The organism is Sphingobium sp. RC1 (genome assembly GCF_059738765.1).
The window spans coordinates 135,110-147,472 of record NZ_AP027306.1; the positions used below are offsets into that span (position 1 = coordinate 135,110).

The 12,363-nt window shown below is 59.0% G+C and carries 13 protein-coding genes and 1 pseudogene; 8 read left to right on the plus strand and 6 right to left on the minus strand.

All coding sequences use genetic code 11. The features are described 5' to 3' along the window. The first annotated feature begins 59 nt into the window (after window positions 1–59). Together AC6JBC_RS00685 and AC6JBC_RS00690 are read left to right on the plus strand one after the other, a co-directional pair. Complete coding sequence (locus AC6JBC_RS00685) at window positions 60–752, plus strand: DUF6538 domain-containing protein (protein WP_498024819.1); 693 nt, start codon at window positions 60–62, stop codon at window positions 750–752. Beyond that, window positions 746–1,261, plus strand: a complete 516-nt coding sequence (locus AC6JBC_RS00690; RefSeq protein WP_498024820.1) for a tyrosine-type recombinase/integrase — start codon at window positions 746–748, stop codon at window positions 1,259–1,261. The genes AC6JBC_RS00685 and AC6JBC_RS00690 overlap by 7 nt, the downstream gene beginning before the upstream one ends. Before the next feature lie 101 nt (window positions 1,262–1,362). On the opposite strand, the pseudogene AC6JBC_RS00695 reads toward AC6JBC_RS00690, so the two are convergent. From AC6JBC_RS00695 to AC6JBC_RS00720, 6 genes and pseudogenes are all read right to left on the minus strand, one after another. Then, window positions 1,363–2,482, minus strand: a pseudogene (locus AC6JBC_RS00695) (transposase). A 188-nt stretch (window positions 2,483–2,670) separates the two neighbouring features. Beyond that, a complete protein-coding gene (locus tag AC6JBC_RS00700) occupies window positions 2,671–3,354 on the minus strand; it encodes a CDP-alcohol phosphatidyltransferase family protein (RefSeq protein WP_498024821.1) in 684 nt (227 codons plus the stop codon). 752 nt (window positions 3,355–4,106) lie between these two features. Beyond that, a complete protein-coding gene (locus tag AC6JBC_RS00705) occupies window positions 4,107–6,554 on the minus strand; it encodes a TonB-dependent receptor (protein ID WP_498024822.1) in 2,448 nt (815 codons plus the stop codon). Between the two features lie 759 nt (window positions 6,555–7,313). Then, on the minus strand, window positions 7,314–7,721 hold the full coding sequence (locus AC6JBC_RS00710) for a type II toxin-antitoxin system VapC family toxin (protein WP_498024824.1): 408 nt from the start codon (window positions 7,719–7,721) through the stop codon (window positions 7,314–7,316). A 3-nt stretch (window positions 7,722–7,724) separates the two neighbouring features. Beyond that, window positions 7,725–7,958 (minus strand): antitoxin, encoded by a 234-nt coding sequence (locus AC6JBC_RS00715; RefSeq protein ID WP_498024825.1) that lies wholly within the window; start codon window positions 7,956–7,958, stop codon window positions 7,725–7,727. A 110-nt stretch (window positions 7,959–8,068) separates the two neighbouring features. Beyond that, on the minus strand, window positions 8,069–9,301 hold the full coding sequence (locus tag AC6JBC_RS00720; protein ID WP_498024826.1) for a site-specific integrase: 1,233 nt from the start codon (window positions 9,299–9,301) through the stop codon (window positions 8,069–8,071). A 190-nt stretch (window positions 9,302–9,491) separates the two neighbouring features. Between AC6JBC_RS00720 and AC6JBC_RS00725 the strand changes: the two genes are divergently transcribed. From AC6JBC_RS00725 to AC6JBC_RS00750, 6 genes are all read left to right on the plus strand, one after another. Further along, window positions 9,492–9,821, plus strand: coding sequence for a hypothetical protein (locus tag AC6JBC_RS00725; RefSeq protein WP_498024827.1), 330 nt, complete (start codon window positions 9,492–9,494; stop codon window positions 9,819–9,821). A gap of 255 nt (window positions 9,822–10,076) precedes the next feature. After that, window positions 10,077–10,343 (plus strand): type II toxin-antitoxin system Phd/YefM family antitoxin, encoded by a 267-nt coding sequence (locus AC6JBC_RS00730; protein ID WP_498024828.1) that lies wholly within the window; start codon window positions 10,077–10,079, stop codon window positions 10,341–10,343. A gap of 130 nt (window positions 10,344–10,473) precedes the next feature. Continuing rightward, the gene (locus tag AC6JBC_RS00735) at window positions 10,474–10,737 is read left to right on the plus strand and encodes a hypothetical protein (RefSeq protein ID WP_498024830.1); all 264 of its coding nucleotides are present in this window, start codon (window positions 10,474–10,476) and stop codon (window positions 10,735–10,737) included. 188 nt (window positions 10,738–10,925) lie between these two features. Beyond that, on the plus strand, window positions 10,926–11,174 hold the full coding sequence (locus AC6JBC_RS00740) for an AbrB/MazE/SpoVT family DNA-binding domain-containing protein (RefSeq protein WP_100239726.1): 249 nt from the start codon (window positions 10,926–10,928) through the stop codon (window positions 11,172–11,174). Further along, window positions 11,167–11,550, plus strand: a complete 384-nt coding sequence (locus AC6JBC_RS00745) for a type II toxin-antitoxin system VapC family toxin (RefSeq protein WP_498024831.1) — start codon at window positions 11,167–11,169, stop codon at window positions 11,548–11,550. The genes AC6JBC_RS00740 and AC6JBC_RS00745 overlap by 8 nt, the downstream gene beginning before the upstream one ends. A gap of 368 nt (window positions 11,551–11,918) precedes the next feature. Beyond that, window positions 11,919–12,248, plus strand: a complete 330-nt coding sequence (locus AC6JBC_RS00750; protein WP_100239728.1) for a single-stranded DNA-binding protein — start codon at window positions 11,919–11,921, stop codon at window positions 12,246–12,248. The last annotated feature ends 115 nt before the right edge of the window (window positions 12,249–12,363 follow it).

The window sequence follows — 12,363 nt, forward strand, 5'->3', positions numbered from 1 at the left end:
AGTAGCTGAAAGCCTTGGGAAGTCATGAAAATCAAGACGTTAGGCCCCGCGTGCCGCCTGTGATTGTTACACATGGCACAGGTGGTACAGAGAAAATGGGCAAGCTGCTGCGCCGTAACGGGCGCTATTCGACCCGTCGCAGGGTTCCGACAGACCTGATCGCCACCTACGGGGGCAAAAAGGAAATCGTTATCGCTCTAGGCACCGCCGATCCGGCAGAGGCCCGCAGCCTCCATGCTATTATGTGGGTCAAGCTGGATGAAGAGTTTGACGCAAGGCGACGGGAGCTTGCGCAAGCGGGAGGGGGAGCGGCTGACCGCGCTAGGATCACAGCGGCGCTGAGGGACGCCCCGCAGGAGGTACGGATTTCTGCTCTCGTGGAACGCCTTAGGCAGATGCGGGAGAAGGCAGCCGAACAAGGCGGACTTGAAGACTGGACTCACATGGCGCGGCTGGACCTTGCCATGCATCAAGCGGCGCTGGACGGACACGGCGATGACCTCTCCTTAACGATGGACAAGCATGAAGTTGGCCGCAATGCCCTTCGCGCTGTGCTGGAAGGCGACACGGCGGCCGCGTTCGCATCCGCCACGGCGCACCATGACCTAGCCAAAGCCATTCCGATTAGCGACCTGATCGACCGTTGGGCTATCGCACAGCAACCGACGGAGAAGACGCTCAGGAAAGCTAAGAGCATCATTGCGGAGGTTGAGGCTGTCCACGGTACGCGAAGGTGCCCGCATTCATGGTGAGGCTCACGGAGCGAGAATCCTTCAGTCGGCTCGCGCTACGCTTTGCCATCTTGACTGCCGTGCGATCAGGCGAGGTCCGAGGCGCGGCGTGGGAAGAATTCAACCTAGAAGAAAAGCTGTGGACCATCCCGGCCGCGCGGATGAAGGCGGCACGCGAGCATGTTATTCCCCTGTCAGAACCGGCGCTTGTGATCCTTGAGCGATGTCGGGACCTGCGGATCGGATCGCGCTCGCTTGTGTTCCCTGGAGTCAGAGGTGACGCCCCGATGAGCGACATGACGCTGACGAAATTGCTCCGCGAGATGAAGGAGGGCGTGACCGCCCACGGATTTCGCTCGGCTTTCCGGGACTGGGTCAGCGAGGAAACTAATCACCCCGGCGAAATCGCAGAGGCGGCCTTGGCCCACCGGGTCAAGGACAAGACGGAAGCCGCATACCGGCGCGGAAACCTTCTAGAGAAGAGGCGAAAGTTGATGGACGAATGGGGAGCATATTGCACGAGGCAATGACTGGTCGCGACCGAGGCTGTGTAAAAACGCGGCGCAGCGAAGGCTGCAGATTTCGGTGAGATGTTGGCTGGGGAAGATGTTGCTGAAGATGCAAGCCGTGATCAGGTCCGGATCGCTGCGATGAGGGGCTGGACGCCCATGATCTGGATCATCCGCTTCATGTTGTAAGCCAGCACGCACAAACTCATCTCGGTCCTGACGTTTTTGAGTGTCTTGGTCAGAAAGTGGGTGCTGCCCATCCAGGACTTGAGGGTGCCGAAGACATGCTCGACGGTCCGGCGGCGGATGCCCATGGCCTGGGGTAACATGTCCAGCCGCTTTTGCATGGCATCGATGACCGCCTCATGTTTCCATCGTTTGACGCGCTTCACTTTTTCAGTGGTGCAGCGCGGCCGCAGAGCGCAGTCGTGGCAGGCGCTCAGGTTGCGGTAATGGTCAATGTCGCCATGATGATCGGACCGCGCACGCGCCTTGGTCAGATGCGCCCCTGCCGGGCAGGTGTAATGGTCGTGGCCGGCATCGTACACGAAGTCGGCCTTGGTGAATAAGCCGCGCTGGGCTTTGCCGGATGTGTCGGTTCTCGGCACGCAGGGAAAAATGCCCGTGCCTTCGCATTCCAGCACGTGTTCGCCGCGATCGGCCAGGACGGTGATTTCGGGTTCGGCGATCGCCGCTTGGGCTAGCCGGCTCATTGGCGCGAGTTGCGCCCGGTCGTTGCCCTCATTCACCACCTCATGCGCGACGATGAGGTGGTGTTCAGCATCCACCGCTGCCTGGAGGTTGTAGCCGACAATCCCAGTGCCCCTGCCGCTGCTGTTCATGGACCTGGCATCCGGATCGGTCAGGGATACCTGATGATCGGGTGCCGCTTCGACTTGCGCGGCCATCTCCTTCAGGAACCGCATCTGGCCACGCAGGCCGGCGATCTTCTCACGGAGTTGATCCACCCGTCCCTGGGGCACGTCGCTGGCTTCCCGATCGGCACGGTCGAAGGCCGCGAGATACCGCTCGATGCTGGCCTCCACCTGCTCGATCCGCTTGGCAGGCCGGGCGCCCAGTGTGCGCCGGCGTAGCTCCGGCAAAGCCGATCGCGACCAGATCCAGTTCGTCGATAAACGCCTCGACGGCCCGAACCGGGTTATCTTCAGCTACATAATCATCGAGAGATGCTGGCAGCAGAAAATCCTGCCGACGGTCCTGTCCTCCCACGAAACGGCCCATCGGCAAGTCTCCCGAAATCCCGGAAAACTCTACCATCAAACGGCGTTATTACACAGCCTCGACCCTTCCCGGTCGTTCAGTTGCCGATTTTCCGTTTCCAGGTGCGGCCCGTCCGCTTTGCTCTTCGTGCGTCGACGTCGATCAGAAGCTGGATCATGGGGGCAGCAATATCCGCACCGGTTCGCATGTCAGTCATTTCCCTGGTCAGACCGGGCTAAGCGCCGTCCCGTGACCAACGTCTGGATGACGAACAGCAGGATCAGGATAAGCGCTATCGTACCTACGAATAGGTCAAATCCCGACAGGACACCGAAATATCCTGGACCAGAGCCCAGGACCATCATCATCACCGTCAGCCCGATCAGCATCAGCCGCAATTCAGTGGGGCCGGCCGCCAGATAGGACAGCTTGAACTCTCCCAATACGCGAGCGGAAAGATAGGCATGGATCGACAGCAACAGATAGCCGGCCAGCGCCGCCATCGCGACGTCCATGGTAACAAAAGGACTGAGACCGATCCCAGCGAGGATCAGCAGCGTCGCGAAGCCGTCGCAGCTATGATCGATGAAATAGCCATAGGAGGGACGTTCGATCCGGCGAAAGCGCGCAATGCTACCATCCATCGAGTCCCCAAACCATTGCACAACATAGCCCGCGATGGCGAGCAGCAACCAGGATGAATGCAGATTGCTCCCGACATAGCCCAGGAAGATCATAACCGCGCCGATCATGCCCAAAGCGGTGAGGCGATCAGGCGTGACCCATGGGGGCATTTGGGCGCAGAGCCAGTTGAGTAACCGCCGTTCCTTCGCGGCAAGCCAATTTTCTTGGATTCTGGATAGTGAGGCGACGTTCTGTAACTCGATTGTCATAGGCCCTTATGCGGCCATCGGCTTCGAGGGGCAACGTACGAATGGCGCCTCCCGCTAGACGTCAAACGCATGGTAGATCATGTCAATTTGCAATCCACGACCCTTTGTCGCCGTTCAGGGGCCGATTTTTCGATCCCCAGGTCCGGACGGGCAGCTATCCCATCCACGCACCGCAAATGGCCGAGTTCAGAATGACCGGTGTGAGGCAAGCGGCTCAGGAAAGCTGCTCATACCCTTGTCGGCGAAGCCGCTGCGAAACCAACGACCTTTGCGCGCTCTTCCAACGCTTGACGGTCGGTCAAGAGCTGCACGACTTGGCAGAAAGCTGCGGTGCATCTGATGCGACAGCCGTATCGGCGCCGCGTGCCGGCACTGGCGTTTAAGCTGTCCTTAGAATTCGCCCGGTTTGTCTAACGCCACCTGACGTGATGAAGCCAAAAAAAGGGTCGACTTACAGCCGACCCTCATGAGCCTCTCTTGATTGGAGAACCTCTGGGACGACGAGCAATACATCATCTAGCCCAACAGGCATAGTAAATATGCGGACCGCTAGCCGGCTGCTGTCGAGTTCAATTATCGATTTGTGCAGCTCGAGATTGCGGCTGACCACCAGCCTTAGTGGTGTTTAACTCGCCTTAAGAGAAGAACGGGGCGATTTGTAAGTCATTGTGTCGCTCAGCGAGCGCTCAAAAAATGGCCGCCGCTTTACAGCGACGGCCACCTTTCCGCTTACATTTTCAGTTCTGATCAGCTCACCAGCGGAAGGCGAGTGAAGCGCCAAATTCACGGGGGGCAGTCGCACTAATCGTGCGATAACCCGAAACAAATGCCGTGCCGTCAGCAGCAGCGGTCTGAGCGATGCCGGCCGATATGTCCGTAATCCGCTTCTGGTTGAGCAGGTTCTTGACAAATCCTGTCAGCTCCCACTTTCCATCGTCGCTGCGGACGCCCGTGTAAACATTCAGGATAGTACGGCTCTGATATCTATAGTTCTTCAACTGCGAATAAACGCCTGGGCGATAGTTTATCAATCCCCGCACGAAGGGAGTGAAGGAGCCACCCATCGGGAAACGCAACTCCGTGTTGGCCGACAGGCTGAAATTCGGCGTATCTGACAAGCGGTCTATATTGCAGAAGCTCACATTGCCAGGACCGGTAATCGCCGGCGTCCCTTCCGCATCCGGTGTTCCATCACCATTATAGTCGTTACAGGGCAGCCTGGCATCATTGGCATAGCGCGCCTTGACATAGGCGGTGCTGACCGAAAAGTCCCAGAATGTGGTTGGATGTGCGTCAAGGGTCAGTTCAACGCCCTTGATCGTTGCATCGCCGTTATAATTGAAGTCAAATCCGCCGTCGTTGACCCGATCGCCGGGGGTGCCAACAGGCGAAGCTGGCGGTACCGGCCCACATCCACCGCCAAATGCGGCGGGCAGATTGGGGCAGTCATATGTGATACCCCCAAAGCGCGAAATAAAGCCGTCGATCTTCTGATAGAAGGCGGCAGCAGCAAAGTTAAGTTTACGGTCGAAGGTCGAGCCCTTCACGCCGACCTCAAACGCGTCGGTTTTTTCGTCATCAGTTACGATGAGATCGTTCGATACGCCCACGGGCACCGACACGCCTGCGGTACCGGCGCGGAATGAACGATTATAGGCTGCATAGATATTCAGGTCGTCGTTGACCTCATAGGTGAGGTTGACGCCACCAGTGAATGCATCCGTATTCCGATTGCTCAGGCCCGCTGGAATACCGTTCTGAGTTACCGTGAAAGGATCAATGGCAGGGATGCCGAAAAGCGGGAGTCCAGGGTATCCAGGCGAGTTGATGATTACGTCGCTCACAAGTGTGTTATTGATCTTGGTGTAGCGCAAGCCCCCTTCGATCTTCAGGCTACCAACACGCGCATGTCCGAACGCGTTGACAGACCAGGTTTCGACGTCTGACGGAACGATAACATCTACACCGATCGGTAAGAACAAGCCAAACGACGCAGGCGCAAATGCGGTGAAGAAGTTGTCCGCCCGCTGTTCTACTCTGGTTGTACCAGTCTGTTTCTGATAGAAAGCCCCCACGCCACCGCCAAGTGAACCATCGTCATTCGTCGAAAGTCGAAGCTCGAAGGTAGGTACCTTGAACGGTGTCTCGACGTGCTGAACGGCCGTGTAGCCAGGAATGGCATTGGCCACGTCTTGATCACGTTGCTGATCCAGTTTGGAATATTGGTATGCAGCTAGCGCATCCAGCGATACTGGTCCCATATCCCAATGGCCGTTGAAGGTAATCTGATGAGACCGGTTCTTAAACCGAGCCGGGCCTTCCATGACTGATGCATAGTCATCTACTCCCAGGGCCGGCCCTGACGTACCTGCTGCGCCTGTCGAGCCAGCGCCCACGACCTGCGCATATTGCCGTGCGTCTGATTCGAGATACTGATATGTTAGATAGGCAGTGAATGCCTCGCTCGGTTTGAAGCCGAGCGTTACTCGGCCGCTCATTGTGGTGGACCGTGAGCGGTCGCCATTGCTGATATTCTTAACCTGATTGATCTGATTATGATCGACCAGACCAGCAACCCGGATTGCGAATTTTTCCGAAAATGGCAGGCTCACGCCGCCCTGAAAGTTATACCCCTTGTCGTCTGTCGCGCTGGCTTGTGCATAGCCCGTAATCTCGTCAAAGACAGGACGGCGCGTGGTAATCGTGATAGCGCCGGCAGGTGAAGGAAGGCCACGTTCAAGGCCCTGCGGACCGCGAAGAATTTCGATTTGCCCGATGTCGTAAAGAGCGGTGAAGACGGTCTGGGCATCGGCCGGCACTTCGTTGACGTAAGTCTGGACGGTCGGACCAACTCCGGAATCGGGGTCGAAAGAAATACCGCGAAGGGTAGTCGTATTGTTGCGGCCCGAAGTGTTCGTCAATTCAAGGCCTGGAGCAAGTTGCTGCACATCTTTTGTATCGAACAGCTGCAGTTTTTCAAGCTGCTCACCGGTGGCGACGTTTACTGACATAGGCACGTCGACGAGACTACGTGCATCACGAGTGGCGGTAACGACGATTTCGGTGGTCGTGACTGCTCCCTCGCCTTCAGTTCGCGTTTGACTGGGGGTGGTCGGAGCAGCGCCTTGCCCTTGGGCATGAGCCATAGTCGGCAGTATGACAGCGCTGGCAGCGCAGCACAGCATGAGACTGCGCTTCATTTGCTTTTTCAATGCATTCCTCCCTCTGATCAGCTCCATCGATTATGGAGCCTCGTTGCAACCCACACCCAAGTCATTAGCGTGACATCTTAAGCTATCTTTTATTGGAGATGATCGTACTATTAAGAACGAGGTGACTTCCACCCGCAACCGAGAAGCCGATCGCCCTGTACCCAAGCAAGCTCCGGAACAGAGAAACATTGACGGTTTACGAACCCAGCCATCTTCACATCCCTCTTCGACTGCAAGCTCTTGTTGGCCGCACTGTCCTGAACATCTATTAAGAGCGGTGTCACCCGGTCAACTCGGGCGGCTCACATGGACACCGCTTCTGCCGTTTTTTTTCCTAGATGTGTGTCTCAACATCCACACTTCGCGGGGTGGCATTTGAGCTAAGCACAGTGGACGAAGCCCCACTGCGTGGACGTCGGGAGCATTAACTCGAAGCGCGAGAGCACGCAAATTGGCGGCCACGGCGCAAAATGCTCTAGCCAGGCTATGACCGCTCAGGGGCCGTGCCAATCGATTCTCGAGCGACCGCAAAGGGCGCATTGCCGTCACCACAATTTTTTTAATCTAGGCGCTGTGAACGTCGGCTTACCTCGATTCCCGATCCTGAAGCCGACATTCGCGAAAGTCCCAGGTCCGGCCAGAGATAAAATGACCCCCGGTCACCTATAGGTCGTTTAGCTGGTTCTAGCGGATTTGGTTAGAACTACGTAATTTCACTACAAACGCGCCGAAATCATTGCGCTGCCGTTATCCGCTGGCCGGCCGCAGCCAATTCTCGACCCTGAGGCCGGGAACACGCGCGAATTCGCGGACATTGTCGGTCACCAACGTCGCGTCGAGAGCGAGCGTGTGGGCCGCGATGAACATGTCGTTCGCCCCGATCGGCGTACCCTGGCGCTCGAGGGCGGCACGGAGCGCGCCATAATGGCGATCCGCGCTTTCACCGAGCGGCAAGACAGGAAGCCGTTTGAGGATACCCTCCAGCTGTGCAGTCAAGCGCTCCGAACCCCGGCGCTCAGCCCCGAACCGCAATTCGCTGGCGACGATGATGCTGGTTGCGACCGCATCGACGGGCAACTCGGTGATACGCGCGCCGATCACGCCGCCGGGGTGCCGGACAAGATCCGACAAGATGTTGGTGTCGAGGAGATACATGGGTCAGAAGTCGACGGGTTCGGCCGGCGTATCGTCGATGGGACCGAAATCGTCGTCGATCGGCTCCAGGGTGGCCAGATAGGCAGCCAGCGACAGAACAGGGGCCGGCTCGATAATGAGCCGATCGCCATCCTTGCGGATAATCGCATCTTCGCCCGGCAGCTCGAACTCGCGCGGAATGCGGACCGCTTGGCTGCGGCCATTCTTGAACAGCTTGACGTGGCGATGGGCGTTCATGGCAACTCCTCGGCCTATGCCAATAGCATATCCCAGTGGGTTTGACGAGACGGGATCCGGCGATCGCCCCATAGCTTGCCGATGAGCACAGGCCCAATCTTGAGCCATGCTCATTCAAGCTTGCGCATCAGTCTTCCGGCGGCCCCCTGCTCGGCGGCGAGGTTGCGGTTATAGGCCAGTGGCATGCGGGGGCTTTTCCAGCGCAGCGCGTCCATGATCCCGGCCAGCTCCTCGCCGCTGACGAACAGATCCTGGTTCAGCCCCACCCGCGTCGAATGCGCGCTGATCCCGTCGAGCAGCCGCGCCAAATCGTCGGCGCTGAGGTCGGCCAAGGCGCCGCGGTCGAACGCCCGCCGAATGATCGCGCGCCACAACGGCCCGATCGATCCGGGGTGCAACGCCCCTGCCCCAACATCATATTCGGTTCGGGCCGGCTGTGCCGGAATGCCCTCGCTTCTCTGCCAGACCCACTTGCCCTCTGCGTTCATGCGGCCGGTGGGTGTGCCTGGTACTGCCGCGCGCGGCTTGAGCCGACGCACCTGCACCCGCCGGAACAGCGGCCCCTCAGCAATCCCCGCAGCCTCCATCCACGCCGCGATGGCACGAACTGAGCGCGGCGAGAGGAAGGCGGTGGCCCCCTCCCCTTCCGCGTCGCCCTTGGACCGCGGCACCAGCAGCAGCCGCGCCTCGGGATCGGTCGCCTCAAGGACATGCCCTACCTGGACCGCCACCAGCTCGGACGCGCGCAGCCCGGTGTCATAGGCGGTCGAGAGCAAGGCGCGGTCGCGCAGCTCGGGCAGCGTCTCACCACAGCTGTCGAGCAGCGCGCGAATGTTGAGCCCACGCGGCGTGTCGGTCGCGACATCACGGACCGGCCCCTTGAAGCGCAGCGGCCGCGCCTGGCGCTGGGCGCTGCCCAAGTCGCGGCGGATCGCGCGCAGCCGCAGCTTGACCAACTCGGCTTGCGTGGGATCCTTCAGATCGAGCAACTGGTGGATCTTGGCGATCGAGGCTTTGTAGCGAGCGAGCGAAGCGGGCCGCGCCCCCTTCCCCGCCCGCGCGTCGCAATAGTCGGCCACCGTTTCGGGCGTCGCCGGCAGCGCGATGCGGCCCGTGCGCCGGCACCACAGATCGAACGCCTCAAGATCGGATTGCAACGCGCGGATCGAGTGCGGCGAGCTCGCCGCTTGATAGGCGTCGATCAGATCCTCGTTGAGGGTGATGCGTGTCCCCGCGCGCATCGCCACGACGGCGTCGATCAGATCGCCCGCGGCGTCGGGCGCGGGGATGCCGGTATCGGCGGAAATCGAAGCGGTCTCGTCGGGCGGCGCAGGCGGTTCCATGGCCTTAATCCTACCCCAGCTTGCCGAAAGAGGTCAAATCCGTTTCTGTGATAACTGCACTTATCACATGTCCGTTTGTGAAACCCCTATCTATGGCTTTCTAAAGATAGCATATCGTTGAATTTCATGTCTCCTAATTCCCATAATTCGGGCTTTCAGCGATCCACAAAATCGGCATAAAGGACGCGTCATGGCCCCCTCCCCTGCCCCGCCCGACCTGCTGCTCGCCTATGCCGAGGCGCAGGCCGCGCTCGCACGCCTCGCCGACCGAGTGACGCTGAGCCCGGTGCGCGCAGCCCTGCAGACGCGGATGGCGCTGGCCGAACGCCAGGCGCTCGCCACCGCCGACGCGCATGAGCTGGCGGACGACGCCATCACCGTCGACCGCCGCGGCCGGGTGGCGACGACGCCCTATGACCTCACCCATTGGAAGCTGGCGATCGGCCAGCCCATCACCCTCCAGGCCTTGGCGAAGGATCCCGCCGGGCTACTCGCCTGGTACCGGCGAGGTCGACCTTAAAAAATTGCACGCGTGCAATTGACGCAATCCCCCAGCGAGTCAGGATTGAGCGACAGGATGAGCCAGTGGCGGCCAAACCTTTGCGCCATCGATGCAGACTTACCCACGCCTCATATAACCTCGCGATCATAAGGCGAGAGTCGAACCGAGGCCGCTTGCGGCACACCGCTCAAGATTTGATTCTAAACTTTCCGCATGATACGTATATTCCGTAGAAAGCGGAATCATTGTTCCGCCCTGAGTTATGGAGCCTCTATGGAGCTGCCCTTGGATAAGGTGACGTCGAGTGAAGTCTCGAAGCGCTTTGGTTATTATTATGATGAGGCGATGACCCACCCTATCGCGGTTGAACGCAACGGTGCCGCGCGGGTGGTCATGATGTCCGCTGCGGAATATGAGCGGCTTACCCGACTGGATCACATTGCGCTTGCGCCCGAAGAATTGAGCAACGATGCCCTTCGCGCCATCATGAATGCGGAACCGACGTCCGAATCTTATGACAACAACAAGCTCCTGGACTAAGCCGCAACCCGGTCAAATCATTCGATACGTCTATCTATGGAGATGGGAGCATAAGGGTGGGCGCGAAGACGGCCGGAAGATTCGCCCCTGCCTGGTCGTCGCGACATATGAACATCGAGGTTTCCTACGCGTGATCACAGCGCCCCTGACCACACGCGATTACACGCCGGAAAATTCCATAGTTATCCCGCAACCTGTGATCGACAAGCTACGGCTAGATCCGCGCGCCCGAATAATCTGGAACGACCTTAATGAATTTACCTGGGTCGGCCCCGACGTACGCGCTGGTACGGATGGAAGCCCTCTCATCGGCCACTTGCCCGAGAAATTGTGGCGGCTGGTCATCAACAAGATCGTCGAACATCGGGTGCCGCCAACTTGGCGCTCCGAGTAACTTAGTGCATGTCCGCTGGCGTCTGTTTCGCCACGGCACACGTGTTGGCTTCCTCATGAAAGCACGTTGGCTTTGCGATCCAGTGCTCTGCCTCACTTGCCGACCTAACATACAGACGTTTGCGCGAATGTATGGCGGGAAGAAATCTGTCGTGCTATATGTTTCCGACAGCAACCTTGGAGGCAGTCATGACAGCGTATCGAGGCCGAATCGTGTCGGGCGGCCGTCTTCAGATTCCCGCAGACGTTCGAAAGGAGCTCGGCCTTGCCGATGGCGACAACGTACGTCTTGAAGTCGTCGATGGCGAGCTCCGCGTCCGCTCTTATCATGCTGTGATCAAGGCTATCCAGGCTGAAGTGCGGAAATATGTGCCCGCAGGCGTTAGTCTTGTCGACGAATTGATCGCAGACCGCCGGGCGGAAGCCGCGCGTGAGTGAGGTCGTGCTGGATGCATCGGCGTTGCTGGCCGTGTTTAATGGAGAGCGAGGTTCCGACCGTGTGATCGAGGCGTTGCCGGAGTCTGTGATAAGCGCCGTCAACCTCGCTGAGGTGGCGACCAAGCTCCAGGAGCGCGGAATGCCCGATGATCGCATCCGCGCCAACATAGAGGCGCTTGAGCTGACTGTCATTCCGCTCGAAATGGGACTGGCGATTGATACCGGTCTGTTGCGCGCCGCTACCCGCTCGGCCGGCTTCTCGCTGGGCGACCGGGCTTGCCTGGCGTTGGCCGGTTCACTGGGCGCAACGGCGGTAACGACTGATCGTGCTTGGCAAGACCTCGACATTGGAATCGTGATCGAACTTGCGCGCTGACGATGGCACGTGTTCGATTTTCGATTTCCCTTTTCAGTTGATGTCTGAGCGCTCGACAGAGCCCTCCACCGGTTGTGGGAGAGGGGGGCTCAAAGGCGAGCACGGAACTTCCAACGCTACGCCCCTTCAACGCGACAAGATGAACAGCCTTTTCAACGTGTTAAGCCGATCAAACCTCGGTTGCTCGACCAGAAAATTCCTGTTTCATGGGAATGGGCTGCGGTGCTGCCTATGGGATCAAGAGAATAATCACCCGTGGGGTTACGGCTTCCACGATGTGGACCCTCCGTTTTTTCTCTTGATCCCGTCAACCCCGCTGCCTCGTCACCCCCATCAGGAATTAGCCTGATCGAGTGGAGGTTAAGCCAGTGCAGAACATCGCTGAATTTCGCATCATCGGCCGCATAGGAAAGATTGCCGAGCTGGACAAGGTCACCAAACTTTCTGTCGCTGCAAACTACAACCGCCAGGACAATGGCGAGTGGATTACCGACACCCACTGGAACGAGGTGACGCTATTCGGTCGGCTGATCGAGCGCGCCGCCAAGGCCGAGAAGGGCGACATGGTTCACATCACGGGCCGAGTCCGTCAAAATTCCTACGACGCCCCTGAAGGCAAGCGATATACCGTCGAACTCATCGCAGACGGCTTTGCCATCTTGGCCAAGGCGAGCGACGCTGAACTGGCCAGCAGCTAGCGAGACTGGGGCCGCCTGTGGGCGGCCCCACCCGACACATCGTGATTGGCCTTTCGATCCGGGCGGGCAGCGGTTGGAACCTGCTGCCCGCTATCGGCTTGGGTCCGCACCTCCA

Coding starts and splice junctions, on each gene's coding strand:
- AC6JBC_RS00690 (WP_498024820.1), top strand. CDS start 746: ATGGTGAGGCTCACGGAGCGAGAATCCTTCAGTCGGCTCGCGCTACGC.
- AC6JBC_RS00700 (WP_498024821.1), bottom strand. CDS start 3,354: ATGACAATCGAGTTACAGAACGTCGCCTCACTATCCAGAATCCAAGAA.
- AC6JBC_RS00705 (WP_498024822.1), bottom strand. CDS start 6,554: ATGAAGCGCAGTCTCATGCTGTGCTGCGCTGCCAGCGCTGTCATACTG.
- AC6JBC_RS00710 (WP_498024824.1), bottom strand. CDS start 7,721: ATGTATCTCCTCGACACCAACATCTTGTCGGATCTTGTCCGGCACCCC.
- AC6JBC_RS00715 (WP_498024825.1), bottom strand. CDS start 7,958: ATGAACGCCCATCGCCACGTCAAGCTGTTCAAGAATGGCCGCAGCCAA.
- AC6JBC_RS00720 (WP_498024826.1), bottom strand. CDS start 9,301: ATGGAACCGCCTGCGCCGCCCGACGAGACCGCTTCGATTTCCGCCGAT.
- AC6JBC_RS00725 (WP_498024827.1), top strand. CDS start 9,492: ATGGCCCCCTCCCCTGCCCCGCCCGACCTGCTGCTCGCCTATGCCGAG.
- AC6JBC_RS00730 (WP_498024828.1), top strand. CDS start 10,077: ATGGAGCTGCCCTTGGATAAGGTGACGTCGAGTGAAGTCTCGAAGCGC.
- AC6JBC_RS00740 (WP_100239726.1), top strand. CDS start 10,926: ATGACAGCGTATCGAGGCCGAATCGTGTCGGGCGGCCGTCTTCAGATT.